Origin of the sequence: Streptomyces sp. BR123 (genome assembly GCF_013401435.1) — a bacterium.
GTDB lineage: Bacteria > Actinomycetota > Actinomycetes > Streptomycetales > Streptomycetaceae > Streptomyces.
The window spans coordinates 1-19,401 of the sequence record NZ_JACBGN010000129.1; the positions used below are offsets into that span (position 1 = coordinate 1).

Consider the following 19,401-nt stretch of genomic DNA (forward strand, 5'->3'; position numbering starts at 1 on the left):
GGGCCGGGGCGGTGGAGGCGCGGACAACCGGCTCGGGTGCGAAGGGCAGTTCCCCGGTGGGTACGTCCCGGTTGCCTCCCGGCGCCGGCACGCTGCGGCCCACCGCCGGCAGCGGTGCGACGGCGGCATGCCCGCCCTCCACCGCGGAGGACCGGCGGATCACCCGGCGCCCGGCGTCCTCGATCCCGCGCCGTGCCCTCGCCGCCGGGAAACCCTGCACGTGCCGGTCGGCGGTACGGTTTCCCGCCGGCCCGGAAGCCATGCCGATCCTGGGGCGGCCCAGCCGGTACAGGTGCTCGACCGCGAACTCGGCGGCGACCAGGCGTCGGTGGAGAACACCGGGACCGCGACCCCGTCCGCGAACTCGCTGCGGTGGACGACCTGGCTGGCGGTCGCTTCGCCGACCTGCGCGCGGACCGCGATGTCGGTGATGCCGACCCTCATCGCCGTCCTTCCCTGATCGTGAGCGAGGCCAAGCCGCCGCGGGGGACGGCCGGGGCGTGCGGCCCTTCCCCTACCGGGCCGACGTGGACTCGATCATACGGCCGTCCGGGGCGTGGACCACCCGGGTGATCTCGGCCGGACCGCCCCGCACGGCGGGGGTCAGCGGCTTCGCGGCGGACCCGTTGACCAGCTCCACGCGGCGGTCTGCGGCCGGGTCGAGGGGGCACGGTGCACGGGGTACTGGTGCCGGTCCGCACCAAGGCGGCGGCCCGGAGGCGACGTACAGGGATCCCGCCCGTCCGTCGGGACGGGGGGCACGGTCACGGTCCAGGTGCGCTGATCATCGCGTAGGCTTGCGCCATGTGAAATTTCACATGGCGCCACTGTCCAGACTCCCTGGGCACACCACCGGACAAGGAGAATCCCGATGAACCACCGCTTAGCCCTCCTCGCGATCGGCGTCGCAGGTCTGACCGCCCTCACGACCGCCCCGGCCCTCGCCGCGACCGCTCCCGCCGCCACCGGGACCGTCACTTCCTGTGGCAACTCGGCTCTCCAGGCGGGCCTGGCCACCAGGCTGTGCGCAGACGTCACCGGTGACACCGTCGAGTTCTACGGCCGGGTCAGCCTCGCCGGCCCGCCCTCTTCCGGCAGCCCGGCGCCCGCCCCGAAGGAGCTGTTCACGACGCTTTCCGCCGCGGTCGCGGGCGGCACCTCGCCCGAGACGCTGGACAGGCGGGTCATCTTCACCTCCACGACGATCGAGGTACGGGGCCTGGTGAGCACCGCCGCCTGTGGCTCGACCGTCCGCGGCACGTTCGGCGTGGCCTCGTTCCCCTGGGCGGCCCGGCCGGTTGCCCACGAGGTCACCATCAGCTGCTGACCGGTGAACCCGGCCGCTGCGCCGCGGAGCCGGTGCGAGGGACGCGTGTACGCCAGCCGGTGCCGACACGGCCGCCTCCGCCGCATATGCCGGGGCCCCGATGAACCGAATGCTAGTGATGACCTGCAAACGCACCGCACACAGGAGGTATGCAATGCGTGCACGTCTTCTCCGGTTCACCGTCGTACTGGGCGCCGCCGCGGCCCTCGGTCTCGGCGGGGCCACAGCGGCCAGTGCCGGAGGCATCGGCAACTCGGGCATCGGAAACTCCGGCATCGGGAATGCAGGGATCGGCAACGCGGGCATCGGCAACGCCGGCATCGGCAACTGGGGGATCGGCAACGCCGGCATCGGTAACGCGGGCATCGGCAACGCGGGCATCGGGAATGCAGGGATCGGCAACGCGGGCATCGGCAACGCGGGCATCGGCAACTGGGGGATCGGCAACGCCGGCATCGGTAACGCGGGCATCGGCAACGCGGGCATCGGCAACGCCGGCATCGGCAACTCGGGTATCGGCAACGCCGGCATCGGCAACTAGCGAGTGACACGGAAGGCTCGGCTCGGGGCAACCCGCCCGTACGGGAGGGTGCTGCGGGCCGAGCCGGGGAGCAGGCTCACGGCCGTCAGGGCGTGAGGTGCCACCACTGATCGTCGAACTCGTCGCTGCAGGACACCTGCGCTGCGGGCCGGCCCGTAGCGCGGCCCTGCACCACCAGGCACTTGCCGTTGCCGATGCTGCGCAGCGCGAAGTGCCCGGCCCGGCGGCCGGTGCCCCACAGCAGTTCCCAGCGCCGCCCTTCGCGCGGCCCGGTGCAGGCGAGCTGGCGGGCGGGGGCGTGGTTTTCCGGACCCGCCACGGTCACGCACCGGGCGCTGTGGCCGTTCCGCAGCGTACGGGTGGCGCCGTCGTCCTGCCGGTCCAGCGTCCAGGTGCGGTCCGCGGCGGCGGTGCATTCGTCCTGCACCGGCACGAGGCCGTCCTCGGAACCGGTCACCCGCAGGCACAGCCCGCTGTCGTCGTTGACCAGCCGCCCGGAGAGCACCGACGGATCCGCCCCGGCCGTGCCAGGGTCGCGGTCGGGCGCCGGTGCGGGTGTCGCCGTGTGCGAGGGCGGGGCGGTGGCCTCGGTGCCCGGCCCGCCGCCGAGCCGGACGGCGACCACCGTGGCCACGCACACCAGGGCGACCGCACAGGCCGAGAGGATGCCCGTGCGGTGCTCGTGGAAATTGACCTGGAGGTTCCCGCTGCCGCGCTGCACGCCGGCCGGGCCGTGGTAGGCGTCCCCACGGCTGCCGCCACCGCGCGGACGCTCGCCCTTGCCGGACTCGGCGCCGGTCACGGGCGGGAGCCGAAGCGGTTCACCTGGACGTTGCCGTCCCCGGACTGGACCGCCGTCGGCCCGAGGAACACGTTCCCCTCGACACCCCCGGCGGCCGGGCGAACGCTTTCGGGCGCGACCTCGTCGAGCAGCGCGCGGAGCCCCGCCGCGACCGCGACCCGCTCGTCCGGCTCCAGCTGCTCCAGCAGGTCCTCGATTCGGGCGCGCCAGGCCGCGCCGTGCCTGCTCGGCTGCCCGGCGGCGCCGTCCGCCGGCCCGGCGCCGTCCCGTACGGCGGCCGCCAGTTCGGCTGCGGTCCGGTCCAGGCGCTCCCGCTGGGCGGTCTCCTGCTGACGGTTCCCGCGGCCGAGCAGTCGGGCCAGGCGGTTGCGGAACACCCCCCAGACGTCCGTCCCGGCGGCCTGTACGATGCCCGAGCCCACCGACGCCGCCAGCGCGACCGTCGCCTCGTCCAGCATGACGTTCCCCCTTCGCCGTCCCCGCGCAGTGCCGCCACGGTAGCCCCGCCCGGTGCAGCCGCGACAGCCGTGCGGGCGCCGGATCCGGCCGAGTCCAGGGGCTGTTCGTTTGGCCACCGCGTCTGCGGCATGCCGAAAACCGGTTGACCGGTGGTGGAGGATGAGGCCGTGATCGTCAAGGAACATGCCGTCGAGCTCGTCGAGTCCTTCCTGGCCGGAGAGCTGCCGACGTGGCGATGGGCGGGGCGGCCCCCCACGCCGGAGATCTACCACGTGGAGGAGCGCGAGGTCGGCTGGGTCGTCCACTGGCGGTCGGCGGAGCAGGCCCGCGCCCGAAGGACGACCGGCAGCTTCGTCGGCGGCCATTACCTGGTGGACCGGCACGACGGGAGCATCCACTACGTCCCCGCCGTCTGGTGGGACGGCGAGGGCTGGGAGGACCAGTACCTCTGGCAGGTCAAGGGCACCAGGCGGCCTGACCCACTGGCCGCCGTCGTGCGCGAGCTCGTGCACTCCTCGGGGGCCGTGGCGGCCATGGGCCGGCTGCGCAGGCGGGCCCCGCGGCTGACCCTGCAGGAGGCGAAGGCCTACGTCGCGGCCGTCCGGGACGGCGCCGAACCGCCGGAGGAGCTGGCGAGCCTCACCCGCAAGGAGGAGCTCCAGCCGGATCCTCCCATCGAAACGCTGACCGGCCCGGTCCAGTAGGAGCCCGGGATCCCCGCTCAGCGTCGTCGGGTGAGGGCGTCCACCTCGCGGACCAGGAACGTCTCCCGGCACAGCTCGAAGTGGTCCACCCGGCGCAGGTCGAACACCCGCCGTACGCCGCGCTGCCGGGCCAGCCCCACCACGTCGTTGAAATGCCGCTCGAAGTGCGTCGAGAAGAAGATCTTCACGGTTCCGGACAGGGCCTGGAGCTGGTCGTAGCGCCGGAAGAACAGGTCGTACCGGCCCTCCGGCTCCCAGTCCGTCCACAGCTCGGAGGCATAGCGCTGGACCTGGTGCAGATCCTTCTCGGTGATCTTGTGGAGGTACTCGCAGACGTTCTGGAACTCCACCGGGGAACGCGGGATGTTGGCGATCCGCTTGAGCTCGGCCAGCGGATCGTCCGGATTCATCTGCGCCACGCTCCCCGTGATGATCATGGTGGAGTGGTTGATGTTGGGGTCCAGCAGCAGGGCGGCCGTCACCTTCGGCTTGCGGTCCGGGTGCGCGGTCCACAGTGCGGCCAGCCGGAACAGCATGTCCGCCCCGACCGAGAACCCCACCAGAGTCAGCTTCTTGTGCGGGTACTGCCGGCACAGGTTGTTGACGGCGCCGTTGATCAGATCGGCGTGGGTGGCCAGCCCGATCGGACCGTACCGGCTGTCCCGGGCCTCGTCCGCGTTGTGCCCGAACGCGGTGATGGCGACGGTGTGCTGCCGCGCCCTGTTCATGTAGGGGCGGAAGTCCTCGGCGTCCAGGCCGAGACCGTGCAGCAGGACCACCAAGTGCGAGGAGGACGTACGCCGTTCGAGGTAGCGCAGTTCGCGGCCGATGACGGCCTGGTCCGACGGGAGGTCGCCGTCGAAGTCGTCGGCACGGATCTCGAACGACTGCAGGGTGACCTCGCGTTGGACCTCCCGGCGCCGTTCCACCCGGCCGCGCGCCCACCAGGCCGTGGAGAACACGGCGGCGACTCCGGCGGCGACGAGCGTTCCGCCGGCGGCCACGTGGTTCCAGGTCCACGCGAGCATGGCGCGGGCCTCGTCGCTGTAGATGCCGACGAGCAGGCTGACGGCCCCGCCGGCCACTGCCAGCGGTGCCTTCCACCGGGTGGCGAAGGCGGTCAGCCGAGTGGTGTCGATTCCTCTCATCGGCCGGGGCCGTCCAGACCGGTGAGTTCGGTGAAGCCGGGGCCGGCAGTGACCCGCCCGATGACGTGGGCGTCGGAGACGTCCGCGACGTGGAGCGGGCCGGCGCTGCCGGTCGGGTGCGCCTCCACCCGGGCTCCCATCCGGCGCAGCCCGTCACGCGGTTCCATGCCGAGCAGCAGCCCGGGTGGGGCCAGGGCTTCCCTGATCGTGTCGATGACCTGGCCGCGGGTGGCTGCGTCGTACTGGTAGAGGACGAAGTTGCAGGTCACCACGTTGATCCGATGGGTGCGCAGATATCGGGCGAGTGCTTGCAGGTCGAGCACGTCCAGGGCAGAGATCGTGAAGGTGCCGTCGGCGGACTCCGTCTGCTCCAGTGACCACAGCACCTCGGAGAAGCGGTCGTCGTAGTAGGCGGAGGGCCCGTGGCAGGTGCGGACCCACTCCAGGGTGGGCAGCGGCGGGGCGTCGATCCCGTGCCGCGCATCCAGCGGGAGCGTCCGGTACGGCGGCGGGCAGGGGCTCCACTCGAGATCGGGGGCGAACCGGTCGAAGACCGCCTTGTGGTTCAGCTGGCGCAGCATGAGTCCGATCCCCGTGCCCACGTCCAGCAGGCGCATCCCGTCGATGCCGTGGTGCGCGGCCCAGGAGCCGAGGAGCAGCTGGGGTATGAGGAACCGGCGGGCCCCCGTGAAGGAGTTGGAGCGGCCGGTGAGCACGGCCGTGATCAGCTCGTTGTGTTCCCCGAGTGTCCCGGAGAGCAGCCTGGCCCGGTCGGCGGGCGGGAGTCCGGGCGAGAAGAGCGCCTCGGCCCGCGGGTCCTGTGCGGCCACGGTGCGCAGGGCGATGCCGATGAGGGTGATGAGGTGCGAGGTGCTCATCCGGGGTCGGGTGCGGCGCACGGAGTCCAGCAGCCGGTCCAGCTCGGCGGCGGAGCCGGAGCCGGCCAGCAGTGCCATCGACTCGTGCACGACCGACCAGCCGTGGTTGCCCTGCTCGTGCCGCTGCATATCGCCCAACGCGCGTACCAGAAGCTCCTTGCCGTCGTGCATCACCGAAGCGCCCCCCTCTTGTTCGGCTGACTGGACTGCGAGCCGGAATCAACGGTTCGATTCTTGTCCCGTTCGGTAGCCGTGTGAGTGCCACCCAATTAAGCTGGACATTCCCGGGTGGTGTCCAGAACGCCGACGGGTCCCCGCTTCTCCGACGCCGGATGGTGGTGTTACCCATTCCGGCACATGCCATGCGCTGTTGGTCTAGAGTCACTCACGACTTGCCGCACACATCTGCCAGAGGGTGGTCCACATGACCTCTGCGTTGGCTTTCGGTCAGGTGACCGAAGGACGAACGTCGACCGGATTGAGGTACCTGGAACGAAAGTCGGACTCCGACACGCTCACGTTCTTCTTCCATGGTCTGGGCCTCGATGCGACGGACTATCTCGGCTACCTCAGCCACACGGACACCCATGGCATCGCTCTGAACCTGCGTGGCTATGAACCGGACCGATCGGCCGGGATCCCGCCGGTCCCCCTGGCCTCGCACATCCGGCTGGCCGCCTCCTTCGTCGAGCAGGTCAGCAGGGAGAACGCGGGCAAGGAGGTCGTGCTGCTGGGCTTCTCGCTCGGCGCGGACCTGATCCTGCAGCTGGCGGAGCACTGGCAGAGCGGAGGCCGGGGCGAGGTTCCGACGGTGCGTGCCGCCCTGCTCCTCGATCCCAATGTCAACCAATCGACCATGACCATTTCCCGGCTGTTCGCGGAGGCGGACCCGACAGATCCGGTTTCTGCTTTCAAGGAACTGGTCAATCTCGCTCCGGACAAGGACGGGTTCCGGTCGCTCTGTCATTACCTGGCGAAAGTGGCGCCAAAGGATTTTGGACAGGTGAGGCAGCTGTCCCGCGACATGATCACCTACTGGCGGCCCGACGGCTACGACCAATTCGGGGCCCGGCTGCACAATGTGACCCGTGTGGCAGAGCACGTGCGACTGGTTCTCTCCGCCTCCTACGGGGAACACCTGTCCGCCATGCGCGCGGCGATGGGACGGCACGGGGATGCCGACACCGTTTCCGTGGAACTCACCGGCGTCGATCACTTCGATCTGATCGACGAGGACCGCCTCACCTCGGTCCTCGCCCCCTTCACCGGCTGACCGGTCAGGTTTCCGCGCGTCGCGCGACCAGCCGATAGGCGTTGGTGAGGCCGAACCGCCCGGCGAGCGGCCTCGCCAGCGTCCGGTCCAGCACCGTGGCCGCCAGCAGCAGCGGAACCCCGGCGAGCAAGGTCGCGGCGCGCACCGCACGGCGCACCGCCCCGGGCGGCTCCGGCAGCCAGGGCAGGTCCTCACCCGGTGCCAGGGCGTCCAGGGCCAGCCAGGCCGCCGACACCAGGTCCACGGCGTCGTGCGCCTCGGCGTGCTCCTCCGCCAGCACCGTGAAGCCGGTCTCGGCCAGCCGTCGGCGCAGGTTGGCCACCGGAATCAGGTGCAGGTGCTGCGGCTGGAGCCACGGCAGCCACCACCGGCCCAGCAGCCGGGCCCAGCGGCTCTCCGGATCAGGTACGTCGATCACCAGCAGTCCGCCCGGCCGCAGTACGGCGTGCGCCGCCTCCAGCTCGTCCTGCGGGTCGGTGGAGTGCTCCAGGTAGTGGAACATGCTCACCACGTCGTACGCCCCGGGCAGCGTCGCCGCCAGTTCCGTGAACGAGCCGCGGTGCCCTCGGCGAACCCGTCCGGCCTGCCGGGCGAGCTCCGCGCCGTCGGAGCGGTCGAGGCCGTCGAAGACCACGTCGGGCAGGACGTCCGCGGCGCTCGCGCAGAAGTGCCCGTGCCCGGTCCCCACGTCCAGCCACTCGGCCGGGCGGCCGGCCAGGTGCGGGCGCACGGAGGCGGCCCGCGCCCGGTAGGACGCGGTGCGGCTGGCGAACAGTCCTCCGAGGCGTTCCTCGCCCAGGCCGTCGTAGAAGTCCCTGTAGTAGAAGGCGAGCCCGCGCTCGCTGAGCCGGGGGTTCTGGAAGACGTGACCGCAGTCGTGGCAGCGGTCCAGACTGAACTCGCCCGGCTTGTGCTGCAGGAGATCGGTGGTGCGCAGCCGGCCGCCGAGCCGGGCAGAGCCGCACCAGGGGCACCGGTGCTGCCGGGCCTCGAAGAAGACACCGGTGCCCTCCGCGAGTTCCCGCCGGTAGGCGGCGCGCAGCACGGCCACCCGTGCGGCGCGTTCCCCGTGCCGCGTACGGCCTCGGGCGGGAGGGGCGCCGGCGCCGCGGGCGTCTCGCGGGCCGTCTGCGCGGGGTGCGGCGCTCATACGGGGGCCTCCTGCCCTGCCAGCCGTTCGAGATGGTCTGCCGCGGCACCCGCGCCTCCTGCCGCACGGAAGGCGGCGGAGACCCTCGCAGCCGCCGCCCGGACGTCCGGCTCGCCCAGCACGGCGTCCAGCGCCGCGCCGATCGCGGCGGCACCGGCCCGCCCGAAGCGGATCCGGACCCCCACCCCGGCATCCGCCACCTGCGCGGCGATCACCGGCTGGTCGTCGCGGATGGGCGCCACGACCAGCGGCACCCCGTACCACAGCGCCTCGCACACGGTGTTGTGGCCCGCGTGGCAGACCACCGCGGCCGCGCGCTCCAGCAGGTCGAGCTGCGGGACACGGGGCAGTGCGATGACGTCCGGGTCGCCCGGCTGCTCGCCGAGCACGCCCTCCGGGTCGGCCACGACGGCCTGCACCCTCCCGGCCCGTGCCCGTACCGCGCTCGCCGCCTCGGTGAGGAAACGCCGGCCGACGCCGGCGTTCGCGGTGCCGAGCGTGACCAGCACCAGGGCCCGCCCGGGATCGAGCCGGTCCCAGGGGAACGCGGCGGGACGTGGCCGCGCGGCCAGCGAAGGGCCGACCCAGCGGACCCGGTCGCCGCCGCGCGGGGTGGGCCCGGCCAGTTCGGGGGTGCTGAAGGCGAGGACGAGGTGCGGGGAGAACCGGGGGTCGCCGGTGCCGTCCGGGTGCCCGATCCGTGCGCGCAAGTCCCTCAGCAGCGTGTCGTTCCAGGCGGCGACCCGCGGCATCGAGGCGAGCGCGTCCGCGAACTCCGCCGACGTCGTCGCCGACGTGGCCCACGGCAGCCCCAGCTCCTCGGCCACCAGGGCTCCGGCGAGCGCCTGCTGGTCGGCGACGACCACGTCCGGCCGGAAGACGCCGACCGCCTGCCGCACCCCCGGCGCCATGGCCTCGGCGAGCGGGACCAGGAAGCGCTCCCACAGGAAGCGCAGCGCCTCGGGACCGCGCAGGTCCGGCGGCCGGACGGCATCGGCCGCGCCTTCGCCCTGCCCGTCCGGCCCGTCCTGCCCGTCCGCCGCGTTCGGCTCCTGCGGCGGGCACGGGTGGACGGTCGCGCCCGGTCCGGCCAGGCGGCGGATCAGCGCGGGTTCGCCCGCCCAGGCCACCCGGTGGCCGCGGGCGGCGAGCGCGGACACCACCCCGACGAGCGGGTTGACGTGCCCGACCAGCGGCGGCACGACGAACAGGAAGGCGCTCACCGGGCACGCACCTCCGGCCCGGCCGCGACCGGTTTCCCCGGGAAGCGGTCCGGCCCGTGGCGGCCGACCCAGTCCCGGATCGCGTCCCGCACCAGCCCGGGCGCCTCCACCAGCACCGAGTGGCGCAGGCCCGGCACCAGTTCGGTGGTGCAGTGCGGCAGCAGCGCCCGCAACCGGGGTGCCTGTTCGGCCAGGTCGGAGTCGGCGCCGTAGAGCGCGAGGACGGGGCAGCGGATGGTGCGGATCTGCGCGTCGTCGAGCACGGGGCCGGTCGGGATGTCCCGGGCGATGGTCGTGTCCCGCACCAGCCGCCCGGCGGACCTCGCCAGGCGGGCGGTGTGGCCGCCGTGGTGGGCGGCGATCCAGTCGAGGGCGGCGCTTTCGTTGACGCTCATCTCGTGGCGGACCCGCTCCAGCAACCCGGCCAGCTTGACCGCCCACGCAGCGGTGGCGGGTTCCGACTCGACGACCACCAGGCTCGCCACCCGCTCCGGCCGCCGCCGCGCGTAGGCGAAGGCGACCGTCCCGCCGTACGAGTTGCCCACCAGGTGCACCGGTCCCGGAACGTCGAGTCCGGTGAGCAGGGCGTCCAGGTCGTCGGTGGCGTCGTCGAGGCCGTATCCGGAGAAGGGGCGCCCGCTGCGGCCGTGTCCCCGCTGGTCGTACATGACCACGTCGATCCCTGCGGCGGCGAGGCCCGGTGCCACGGTGAAGTAGTAGCTGGCGAGGCTGTCGGTGAGCAGGCCGTGGACCAGGACCACGGTGGCCCGCGCCCGTCCGCCGTCCGCGGGCGCGAGGCGCTGCACGTGCAGCCGGACCCGGCCGGTGTCGAGGACGGTCATCGCGGGCCGGCCCCGCGGGCCTCCAGGCACAGGCAGATGTGCTCGACCAGCCGGCCCACGTCCAGGTCGATGATCTCCTCCAGCTCCATGCCGGCCACGAACTCGGCGAAGTTCACCGCACGGCCGTAGCGCTCCTCCAGCAGGCCGGCGAGCGCCACCAGGTCGATGCTCTCGAGTTCCAGGTCGCTTCCGAAGCGGGTCCGCATGGTGACCTCCCCCTCCTCCAGCTCGTATCCGTCCAGTACCTGCCGGATCATGGAGGTCAGTTCGGCGAGCACCTGCGCCTCGTCGGCGCCCTCGGACATGCCGGGCCGGCTGGTCGTCACGACTCGCTCCCCTCGTCACGGTCGGCGCCCGCACCCGGCGGTTCCGGGTCCGGGCCGTTCGTCCACGCCACGACGTACGCGCGCGCCGGCAGTCCGGGCGGATTGGCGGCCCGTACGCAGTCCACCCGGTAGACGCGGGCGGCCGGGACCTCCGGCACGTCCGGACCGCCCGGTGCACCGGGGGTCCGCGGCGTGTCCGGCCGGCGGACCCGGACCGTCAGCCGGTCCGGGTCCGCGGCTGTCACCGCGATGTCCCGGGGACGGCCCGCGAAGCCGGTGCCCTCCGCCTTGGCGACGGCCTCCTTGGCCGCCCAGAAGCGGGTGAACCACACCCCCGGTGCCTCCTCGCCGTCCGCCTGGCAAGCCGTCAGGAGCGCCCGCTCCTGCGGTCCGCACACCGCTGCCACGGTGGCCTCGGCCGGAACGGCGATCTCCTCGATGTCGATCCCCGGTCCCGGTCCCCGCCCCCGTCCGGGGCGGGCGAGTGCGACGCCCGCCTCGGCGCAGTGCGCCAACGACACCTCCAGCGGCGGCAGGGTACGGCCGTGCCGCCCGCCGACCCCGGGCCTCCCGGAGGACTCGTTGTCCACGAGGAGTTCGGCGGGGAAGACGGGTCCCTCGCCGGCGTCCCACAGCAGGCGGCGCACGGCGTCCTTCGCGGCGATCCGGCCCAGCAGCCACTGCCGGCGGCCGCGTGGCGGCCGGGCGGCGTAGGCGGCACGCTCGGGGCCGCCCAACGCGTTACGCATGATCAACTCGCGGGAGGCCAGGTCGGGCCAGCGCTCGAACACCAGCGACCAGCCGCCCGGCATGGTCGCCGAGAGCGTGTTGCGGTCGGGGAAGCGTTCCACCGGCCGGGTGTGCGGATCGTTGTCGAAGCGGCGGTCCTGCCACCCGGTGAGCTCCGCCCACACCCTGCCCGCCACGGTGAGCACCGCGTCGGCCTCCAGGACCGTCTCCGTGAGGGAGACGATCCGTACCAGGCACTCCACCGGCGTGCCGGACCGCGGGGGCGGGCCGAAGAAGCGCATGTGCCGCATCCGCACCGGGAAGACCACGGTCCGTTCGGTACGGGTCGCCATGATCCAGTAGCCGAGGACCTGGCCGACGTTGTCCAGCAGCGCCCCCGGCGCAGGCGGTGCGGTGAGGGTGGCGCGCACGTGCCGGTCGCCGATGGCGGTGAGCCGGCTCATGCCCCGGTAGGCCGGGCCGTGGAACATCCAGCGCTCGCGGTAGACCTGCTCGGCGGTGTGGTCGGGCATCCGCTCGGAAGCGGCATCCGGCGGTCCGGGCGGCAGCGGTGCCGCGGGGTGGCGGCCGGCCAGCTCCACGACGGCGCGCGCCTGCGGTCCGAAGGACACCGCCACCCGCCCCGGCCCGCACGGGGCGACGGTGACGTCGACATCCACCGGCTCGGCTGCCGTCAGCCAGCGGTCGAAGCGCGCGTCGTGCACCGCCACGGCCACCTGTCCCGGTACGGCACGCTCCGCCGCCGTCATCATGTGCGCCACGATCGTCGTCGCCGGCACGACCGGCCACCGGTCGGCGACGTCCGGCCAGTCCGCGCGCTGCGGAAAGAAGCAGTGGTCCAGCAGGTACGGCATGTCGTCCACCGAGACCCGTACCGTCTCGGACCGGGCGGAACGCGAGGAACCGGCGGAGGCGGCGCCCGACTGCTTCGGCCCGCCCGCCGGACGGTCGGCGGGCGGCCGGGGGCCCGGCCCCGGTGGTTGGGCGGGCCCGACGCCGGGACGGTGGCGGTCGCCGGATCGCAGTGCGGCCGGGGCGGGCGAGGGGCCGGCCGAGGGTGCGGCCGAGAGGGGTGCTTCCGGAAGTCGCCGGGGGGCGGAGGACACCGGACCGCGGCCCGGCCGTGCGGCCGGCACCGGTGCAGGACGGCGTACGGTTGCGGCCGGACGGGCTGAGGTGAGCAGTGCGGCGGCGGCCTGCGCGGCCTGCGCGGTCTCGTGCAGCAGAGCCGACAGCTCCGCCGCCACGGAACCGGCAGCAGCCGTCGGCGCAGGCCCTCGCCCGGCCTGTCCGGCGGAAGGGGCGCCGACTGCCGGGAGCGCGGTCTCAGGCGCGGCGTACCGCGCGGCGGGTGCAACAGCGGGGGAGGGCCACGGGGTCAGCGCCGGCCGGGCCGACGGCGGCAGGCTCACCAGCGCGCCTCCCAGGTCCAGACGGACCGGACGTCCGAGCCGGGGGCCGTCCGAGCCGGGCCGCACGGCGGGCCCGGACGCGGCCGGCGCGTCCACCGCCTGCGGGCCGGTGCGGGCGCCCGCCGTCCACAGCGCTGTCGCCACCCGCCGGAGCTGGTCCAACCCCCCGCGCCGGGGGGAGTTGGCGGCCACCACCAGGTGGTCCCGCCCGGTCAGCGTGTCCCCGACCAGGGAGCCCAGCTGTCCCGGCCCCGCTTGGACGAAGACGCGGAAGCCCGCCTCGTACAGAGCCCCGGTCAGCATGCGGAAGCGGACCGGTTCGAGGAGGTGGCGTACGAACAGCTCCCGGATCCCCGCCTCGTCGGCCGGGAACGGCGCCCCCGTGGTTCCGGACCAGACGGGGGTGTGCGGGGCGCGCAGCGGCAGGCGTTCGGCAGCCTCCCGGAACGGGCCGATACAGGGCGCGAGCATCGGGGTGTGGAAGCCGGAGCGGAACGGCAGCGTGCGCACCAGCACTCCCTGGGCGCGCAGCGCGGCGGCGAACCGCTCCACCGCCGCAGGCGGTCCGCACACCATGCACTGGCCGGGCGCGTTGTCGTGCGAGACGACCACGCCCGGGTGGTCTCCGGCGGCCAGCAGCCCGGCCACCCGGTCGGCGTGTGCGCCGACGGCCGCGTACGCCAGGTCGGCGGCCCTGACCGTTTCCGGGTCCAGGGCGGCCATGAGCGCGTCCACCGCCTCCTCCTCGTACAGGCCGCCCGCGACCATCGCCGTCCATTCGCCGACGCTGTGCCCGGCGACCGCGTCGGGGACGACGCCGATGCGGCGCAGCGCGGCGTCCAGCAGGCGGCCGACCGCGACGACGCCGAGCCCCTGCCGGCCCAGCAGGCCTGCCCCGACCTGCCCGCCCTGTTCAGGCGGCCGGCCGGCCGGGGTCCCGCCGGGTGCGGCCGGGGGCCGGGGCAGGCCGAACCGGTCGGCGACGTCTTCGACCCGGGGTGCGAAATCGGCCTCCAGCCCGGGGAAGAGGAAGACCGTCCCGCCGGCCTCGGGTGCGCCGGCGCCGAGCAGCGGGCGCGGCCGGAACCACACGTCGCCGCGCCCGTGCCACGGCCCGCCCTTGGCAACGGCCCGCCGGGCCAGGGCGAGCCGCTCGGGGGTGGGGCCGACGATCCCCAGCCGTGCCGGCCCGGTCTCCGGCCCGGCACCCGGGGCCCCGCCCGCCGGCCCCCACGCCCCGCGCTCGTCGAGAAGGCCGACGAGGGCTTCGGGCGTCGCGGCGGCCAGGAGGAGGACGCGCTCCGGCTCGTCGACCACGGCCCGCTCCCGCGGCGCGGGCGGGGCGGGGAAGGCGGCCGGTGCGGTGTCCGCGCCGTGCGGGGCCTGTTCGAGGACGACGTGTGCGTTGATCCCGCCGAACCCGAACGCGTTGACCGCCGCCCGGCGCGGCCCACCGTCCGGCCCCGGCTCCCAGGGGGCCGCCTGCGCGAGCGGACGGAAACGGGTTCCGGCCAGCGCCGGATGCGGGTCCTCACAGTGCAGGGTGGGCAGCAGCACGCCGTGGTGGACGGCGAGCGCCGCCTTGACGAGCCCGGCGACGCCCGCGGCGGGCATGGCGTGCCCGATCATCGACTTCACCGACCCGATCACGGGCCGGTGCGCCGAGGGGCGCCCGGGTTCCGCCGGGCCGAAGACCTCGCGTACGGTCGCCAGTTCGGCGGCGTCCCCGGCCGGCGTCGCCGTGCCGTGCGCCTCCAGCAGCCCCAGGGAGCCGGGCGCCGCCGGGTCCAGGCCGGCGGCCCGCCAGGCCGCCCGCACCGCCCGCACCTGCCCGGCCGGATCAGGGTTCACCAGGCCGGAGGTACGGCCGTCGCTGCTGACCCCGGTCCCGCGGATCACGGCGTAGACCCGGTCGCCGTCGCGCTCCGCGTCGAAGAGGCGCTTGAGCACCACCACACCGGTTCCCTCACCGATGAGGAGACCGTCGGCACCCCGGTGGAAGGGGCGGATCCGCTCGCTGGGCGAGAGGGCCCGCAGCTGCGAGAAGACGCTCCACAGCGTGATGTCGTGGCAGTGGTGCACGCCTCCGGCCAGCATCAGGTCGCACCGGCCGGCGGCCAGCGCGGCGACCGCCTGGTCCACGGCCAGCAGCGACGACGCGCACGCGGCGTCGACCGTGTAGGCGGGCCCCCGCAGGTCCAGGCGGTTGGCGACCCGGGAGGCGGCGAGGTTGGGCACCAGCCCGATGGCGTCCTCCGGCCGGTCGGGACCCAGCCGTTCGGTGAACGCCGCCCGCACGCGCTCCAGTTGCCCCGCATCCAGGCCCGGCAGCAGCTCGCCGAGGGTGCGCACCAGCTGGCCGGCGGTGCGGACGCGCTGGTCGAGGCGGACCAGGCCCGGCGTGAGGTAGCCGCCGCGCCCCAGGACGATCCCGATGCGGTCGCGGTCGGGCAGCCGGGCGGTGCCCCCGGCGTCGGCCAGCGCGTTCGCCGCCACGTGCAGCGCGATCAGCTGGTCCGGTTCTGTGCCGGGCACGGAGGACGGCATGACGCCCCAGCGGGTGACGTCCACCTCCGCGACGGCGTCCACGAACCCGCCGCGCCCGCAGTACACCCGGTCGGCCACCGCCGGCTCCGGTGCACTGCCCGGGCGGTAGTAGGCGGCGTCCCAGCGCCCGGGCGGGACCTCGCCGATGACGTCCACACCGGCGCGCAGGTTGTCCCAGTACGCGGCCAGGTCGGGTGCGCCCGGCAGCAGCACGGCCATGCCGGTGATGGCGACGGGCACGGCAGGGACGGACGAGGCGGAGGGTACGGCCGGGACGGCGGTGACCGCGCCCGCGTCCGAGCCGTACCGAGGGCGTGTCACGTCACCGCTCCGAGGCGGTGAGGACGACGGCCCGCTCCGCCGGGTCGCCCCAGGCCAGCTCCCGCAGCAGGGCCAAGGCCCCCTCCTCCGGATCGATCAGCCGGACCCCGCGCCGGGCGTAGTTCCGGGCCAGCTCCGGGCCGACCATGCCGGTGTGGTCCTCGGAGGGGGCCCACGGCCCCCAGTGCAGGGTCAGCGCGCGCCGCCCGGTGCGGGCGGCCCAGGCGGCGCCGTACGCCTCCAGCGCGTCGTTGGCCGCCGCGTAGTCGGCCTGGCCGCGGTTGCCGAGAACGGCCGCGATGCTGCCGAACAGCACGACGAACGACAGGTGTTCGGCCTGCGGCAGCTCCTCGACCGCCGCGAGCAGCGCGAGCGCGCCCTCCGCCTTGGTGCCGTGGACGCGGCGGAAGGACGCCTCCGACTTGTCCTCGATCAGCTGGTCCTCGATGACTCCGGCGGCGTGGATCACCCCGTCGACACGGCCGTGCTCGGAGTGGATCTCCTTGAGCGCCTGGAGTACGGCGGCCGCATCCCGGCAGTCGACGCTGCGGTACCGGGCCCGGCCGCCCGCGGCCCGCACGGTGTCCAGCGTCGCGGTGACCTCGCGCTGGGCCAGGATCAGATCGGCGGCGCTGTCGACGGCGGCGGGCGAGGCGTAGCGGCCGGTACGGGCGAGCAGGCCCCGCAGCGCGGCGCGGTCGGGTGCGGCGGCGGTCACCGGGTCCTCTGGCCCGGCAGGCACCGGGGTGCGGCCGAGGAGCTCGATCCGGCAGCGGGCGGCGGCCGCCAGCACGGCCACGCACCGCGCGGTGATCCCGCGGGCTCCGCCGACGACGACCACGACGCTGTCGCGGTCCAGCCCCAGCGCCTCCGCCTCGGCGGCACCCTCCCCGGCCGGTCCCGCACCGGTTCCGGCGAGCGGGCCGAGGGGCGCCTCGGTGAGCACCGGCGCGAACCGTCCGGCGGGCGTGCGCTCGACCACGGGCTCGCTGCCGCCCGCGAGCAGTTCCTCGAACAGCGCCTCCGCGGCCCCCGCCGGCCCGCCCGGCCCACCTGGATCGAGCGCCACGCAGCGCACCGCCACGCCGGGGTACTCGCGGGCAGCGGACCGCACCAGCCCGTCCGTCCCGGCCGCCCGCACCCCGTACCCCGCCTCCCGGACGACCAGCAGGCGCCGCGGGGCACCGCGCAGGGCGGCCCGTACGGCGGGGAAGCCGGCCGGCAGGAACGGCGGACCGCTCTCGCCCAGCGCGCTCAGTACGACGACACCGTCCAGGGGCCCGCCCGACGACGCCGCCGGATCCGTCCCCGCAGGCGCCGCCGACACCGCCTGCGCGCCGTGCGCGGCCAGCAGCTGCCCCAGTTCGCCGGCGGTCCCGCGCCAGGACCCGGCGCCGTCTCCGAGCAGCACCCACCGGGTACCGGCGAGGTCCGCCGCCGCCCCGGCCGTGCTCGCCAGCCGCGCCCGCACCACCCGGTACCTCCGGGGAGCGGCCACGACAGGCTCCGCCGGGCCGTCGGCCCCCGCCGCCATGGCGGGCGGCCTCCGGGCGGCGGCGCCGGCGGCGTCGCCGGCGGTCCCGGCACCGGGATCGCCGGCAGCGCCCGAGCGGGCCGCGAGCTCCTCCGTTCCGGGGTCCGGGTACGCGCTCGGGCCGGGCTCCGCGCCGTCGGCGAGGGGGAGGACCGGGCCGTACGTCGGCGGGACGTCGCCCTGTGCCGCGCCGAAGGCCCCGGCTGCGACCGGCAGCTCGGCCGGGACCGGCGGTCCCGCGGCCGCGCCGGAGGCCGGCGCGCGGTCCGCGAGCCACCGGGCGATCGCTGCCGCCGTCCGCGCCCGCGTCAGCTCCTCCAGCTCCGCGTCGTCCAGTGCCGCCGGGACGGGGCCGCCGCCCGAGCCGCCGAGACGACGCGCGAGTTCGCCCGCGATCTCGGCACGCTTGATCGAGTCCACGCTCAGGTCGGCTTCCAGATCGAGTCCCGGCTCGACCATGTCGAGGGGGTACCCCGTACGTTCGCTGATCAGCTCCAGGACCGCCCGAAGAATCGTTTCCTCGGTGAACTCCGCGGACTGGGGCGCGGGCGCGGAGGCATCCGGCGCCGCACCACCCCCTCCAGGGACGGGCGCCGCACCGTCCGGCAGCCCGTGCTCCGGATGCACGCCCGCCGCGGGCGCCCCGTGGACGGCCGGCGCAGCGAGGCCGGGCGCGCCGGCGCCGACCGTCCACCCGGGCCCGTACTCCGGCAGCGGCGCCGACGCCGGCGCCGGTACGGCAGCGTCGGCTACCGTCCCGTCCGGGACACCGCCGAGGTACGCCAGCAGCACGTCGCGCTGAGCGGCGATCATCTCCCGGCTGCTGCGCAGGAACTCGGCGATCAGCGCGTCCGCCGCGCCGGACGCCGCCTCACCGGGGTTCGTCGTCACGGGTGCCTCCACGACTCGTCGGGCCGGCGCGAGGGCGCCGGGAAGCGGCTCGCCGGACGCGGTACGGACGAGGTGTCCGTCCACGGTCCAGCCGGGGGCGCGCGGGGCGGCGGCCCGGTCGATGCCGACGGCGTCCCGTCCCCGGAACATCCAGTCGTTGACCACCGGCAGTCCGGCGGCCGCCAGCCGGGCGAGTGCGTCGAGGAAGCCCGCCAGACCGCTGTCGACGCGCGGTTCCAGCGCGACGGTCCGGTGCGGCCGGTCACCCAGGACGTCCGCGACGAGCCGGGTCAGCACCCGTCCCGGCCCCACCTCGACGAAGGTCCGGGCCCCGGCGCCGTACATCGCCTCGATCTGCGCCGCGAACCGCACCGGAGCCCCGATCTGCGCGGCGAGTTCCTCGCGCACCGCCTCGGATCCGGCCCCGTAGGGGAGGGCGGTGCGATTTGCCCACACCTCGAACTCCGGCTCTCGAAGCGGTACTTCCTCCAGGACCCGGCCGAAGGCCGGACCGGCCGCGGCCACGACCGGACTGTGGAAGGCGCAAGCCACCGGCAGCCGCTTCACCGCCGTCCCGGCCGTCCGCAGCCCGCGCACCGCCGCCTCGACCGCGCGGGTCGGCCCCGACAGGACGCTCTGCCGCGGCGCATTGTGGTTGGCGACGACCAGCCCGTCCGGCAGCGGTGGGCCGCCCAGCACCCGACCGATGTCCTCCGGGGTGGCGGCCACCGCTGCCATGGCGCCGGGGTCGTCACCGGCGGCGTCCAGAATCGCCGCGGCACGGGCGGCACTCAGCCGCGGCAGCGACCCGGCGTCGATGACACCCGCGGCGCACAGGGCGACCAGCTCGCCGTAGCTGTGGCCGGCCGCCATGTCGGGCCGGATCCCGCACCGGGTGAGCAGTTCGTACGCCGCCAGCTCCACCATGCCCAGAGCCGGCTGCGCGGCCCGCGTGTCGGTGAGCGCCCGCCGCGTCTCCTCCAGGGCGGCGTCGTCGAAGACGGCCGGCGGGTACAGCGCCGCGACGGCCCGGCCGTCCGTGTCCGTGCCGGCGACGAGGAGCCGGCCGAGGTCGGGGAAGGCGGTGAAGAGGTGGGCGGACATCCCGGGCCGCTGACTGCCCTGCCCGGGGAAGAGGAAGACCGTACGCCCGCCCCCCTCGCGTCCGCCGGCCGCCCGGTACACCCTGCCTCCCGCACGTGCGGCGACCCCCGCACCCACAGCCGCACCCACAGCCGCACCCGCAGCCGCACCCGCGTCCGCACCCGGGCCC

The 19,401-nt window shown here is 75.0% G+C and carries 16 protein-coding genes and 1 pseudogene; 5 read left to right on the top strand and 12 right to left on the bottom strand.

Annotated elements, in window-relative coordinates; genetic code table 11:
* Positions 1–262 (bottom strand): annotated as a pseudogene (locus HYE82_RS37310) (hypothetical protein); the annotation flags it as partial.
* Positions 263–292: 30 nt separating this feature from the next.
* On the opposite strand from HYE82_RS37310, the gene HYE82_RS20225 reads away from it, so the two are divergent.
* Positions 293–460, top strand: coding sequence for a hypothetical protein (locus HYE82_RS20225; RefSeq protein ID WP_179175520.1), 168 nt, complete (start codon positions 293–295; stop codon positions 458–460).
* Between the two features lie 54 nt (positions 461–514).
* Here HYE82_RS20225 and HYE82_RS38270 read toward each other — a convergent pair whose 3' ends face one another.
* A complete protein-coding gene (locus HYE82_RS38270) occupies positions 515–640 on the bottom strand; it encodes a hypothetical protein (protein WP_256987462.1) in 126 nt (41 codons plus the stop codon).
* A 231-nt stretch (positions 641–871) separates the two neighbouring features.
* Here HYE82_RS38270 and HYE82_RS20230 point away from each other — a divergent pair, with 231 nt between their 5' ends.
* Together HYE82_RS20230 and HYE82_RS20235 are read left to right on the top strand one after the other, a co-directional pair.
* Entirely contained in the window at positions 872–1,327 is a 456-nt protein-coding gene (locus HYE82_RS20230) for a hypothetical protein (RefSeq protein WP_179175521.1), read from the top strand.
* A gap of 154 nt (positions 1,328–1,481) precedes the next feature.
* Positions 1,482–1,868 carry a pentapeptide repeat-containing protein gene (locus HYE82_RS20235; protein WP_179175522.1) on the top strand — a complete coding sequence of 129 codons (387 nt, stop codon included), beginning with the start codon at positions 1,482–1,484 and terminating at the stop codon, positions 1,866–1,868.
* Positions 1,869–1,953: 85 nt separating this feature from the next.
* Here the strand turns inward: HYE82_RS20235 and HYE82_RS38275 are convergent, their stop codons facing one another.
* Positions 1,954–2,670, bottom strand: coding sequence for an RICIN domain-containing protein (locus HYE82_RS38275; RefSeq protein ID WP_179175523.1), 717 nt, complete (start codon positions 2,668–2,670; stop codon positions 1,954–1,956).
* A complete protein-coding gene (locus HYE82_RS38280; protein WP_179175524.1) occupies positions 2,667–3,128 on the bottom strand; it encodes a hypothetical protein in 462 nt (153 codons plus the stop codon). Before HYE82_RS38280 ends, HYE82_RS38275 begins: the two co-directional genes overlap by 4 nt.
* A 168-nt stretch (positions 3,129–3,296) precedes the next feature.
* Between HYE82_RS38280 and HYE82_RS20250 the strand changes: the two genes are divergently transcribed.
* The gene (locus HYE82_RS20250) at positions 3,297–3,833 is read left to right on the top strand and encodes a hypothetical protein (protein ID WP_179175525.1); all 537 of its coding nucleotides are present in this window, start codon (positions 3,297–3,299) and stop codon (positions 3,831–3,833) included.
* Positions 3,834–3,850: 17 nt separating this feature from the next.
* Here the strand turns inward: HYE82_RS20250 and HYE82_RS20255 are convergent, their stop codons facing one another.
* Both HYE82_RS20255 and HYE82_RS20260 read right to left on the bottom strand, forming a co-directional pair.
* Positions 3,851–4,981, bottom strand: coding sequence for an alpha/beta fold hydrolase (locus HYE82_RS20255; RefSeq protein WP_179175526.1), 1,131 nt, complete (start codon positions 4,979–4,981; stop codon positions 3,851–3,853).
* On the bottom strand, positions 4,978–5,997 hold the full coding sequence (locus HYE82_RS20260) for a hypothetical protein (RefSeq protein ID WP_179175527.1): 1,020 nt from the start codon (positions 5,995–5,997) through the stop codon (positions 4,978–4,980). The genes HYE82_RS20255 and HYE82_RS20260 overlap by 4 nt, the downstream gene beginning before the upstream one ends.
* 286 nt (positions 5,998–6,283) lie before the next feature.
* Here HYE82_RS20260 and HYE82_RS20265 point away from each other — a divergent pair, with 286 nt between their 5' ends.
* Positions 6,284–7,132, top strand: coding sequence for an alpha/beta fold hydrolase (locus tag HYE82_RS20265; RefSeq protein WP_179175528.1), 849 nt, complete (start codon positions 6,284–6,286; stop codon positions 7,130–7,132).
* Positions 7,133–7,136: 4 nt separating this feature from the next.
* Here HYE82_RS20265 and HYE82_RS20270 read toward each other — a convergent pair whose 3' ends face one another.
* The 6 genes from HYE82_RS20270 to HYE82_RS20295 form a co-directional block, all read right to left on the bottom strand.
* Positions 7,137–8,183 (bottom strand): class I SAM-dependent methyltransferase, encoded by a 1,047-nt coding sequence (locus HYE82_RS20270; protein WP_309144386.1) that lies wholly within the window; start codon positions 8,181–8,183, stop codon positions 7,137–7,139.
* Between the two features lie 95 nt (positions 8,184–8,278).
* The gene (locus HYE82_RS20275; RefSeq protein ID WP_179175530.1) at positions 8,279–9,505 is read right to left on the bottom strand and encodes a glycosyltransferase; all 1,227 of its coding nucleotides are present in this window, start codon (positions 9,503–9,505) and stop codon (positions 8,279–8,281) included.
* Positions 9,502–10,347, bottom strand: coding sequence for an alpha/beta fold hydrolase (locus HYE82_RS20280; RefSeq protein WP_179175531.1), 846 nt, complete (start codon positions 10,345–10,347; stop codon positions 9,502–9,504). Before HYE82_RS20280 ends, HYE82_RS20275 begins: the two co-directional genes overlap by 4 nt.
* Positions 10,344–10,652, bottom strand: a complete 309-nt coding sequence (locus HYE82_RS20285; protein WP_179175533.1) for an acyl carrier protein — start codon at positions 10,650–10,652, stop codon at positions 10,344–10,346. Before HYE82_RS20285 ends, HYE82_RS20280 begins: the two co-directional genes overlap by 4 nt.
* A 17-nt stretch (positions 10,653–10,669) precedes the next feature.
* Positions 10,670–15,622 carry a type I polyketide synthase gene (locus HYE82_RS20290; protein ID WP_179175534.1) on the bottom strand — a complete coding sequence of 1,651 codons (4,953 nt, stop codon included), beginning with the start codon at positions 15,620–15,622 and terminating at the stop codon, positions 10,670–10,672.
* An 82-nt stretch (positions 15,623–15,704) separates the two neighbouring features.
* On the bottom strand, positions 15,705–19,361 hold the full coding sequence (locus HYE82_RS20295) for an SDR family oxidoreductase (protein WP_309144385.1): 3,657 nt from the start codon (positions 19,359–19,361) through the stop codon (positions 15,705–15,707).
* Positions 19,362–19,401: the final 40 nt, after the last annotated feature.

Excerpts from the sequence above, each read along its gene's own strand:
- HYE82_RS20280 (WP_179175531.1), bottom strand. The coding sequence starts at position 10,347 with ATGACCGTCCTCGACACCGGCCGGGTCCGGCTGCACGTGCAGCGCCTC.
- HYE82_RS20235 (WP_179175522.1), top strand. The coding sequence starts at position 1,482 with ATGCGTGCACGTCTTCTCCGGTTCACCGTCGTACTGGGCGCCGCCGCG.
- HYE82_RS20255 (WP_179175526.1), bottom strand. The coding sequence starts at position 4,981 with ATGAGAGGAATCGACACCACTCGGCTGACCGCCTTCGCCACCCGGTGG.
- HYE82_RS20285 (WP_179175533.1), bottom strand. The coding sequence starts at position 10,652 with ATGTCCGAGGGCGCCGACGAGGCGCAGGTGCTCGCCGAACTGACCTCC.
- HYE82_RS20265 (WP_179175528.1), top strand. The coding sequence starts at position 6,284 with ATGACCTCTGCGTTGGCTTTCGGTCAGGTGACCGAAGGACGAACGTCG.
- HYE82_RS20230 (WP_179175521.1), top strand. The coding sequence starts at position 872 with ATGAACCACCGCTTAGCCCTCCTCGCGATCGGCGTCGCAGGTCTGACC.
- HYE82_RS38280 (WP_179175524.1), bottom strand. The coding sequence starts at position 3,128 with ATGCTGGACGAGGCGACGGTCGCGCTGGCGGCGTCGGTGGGCTCGGGC.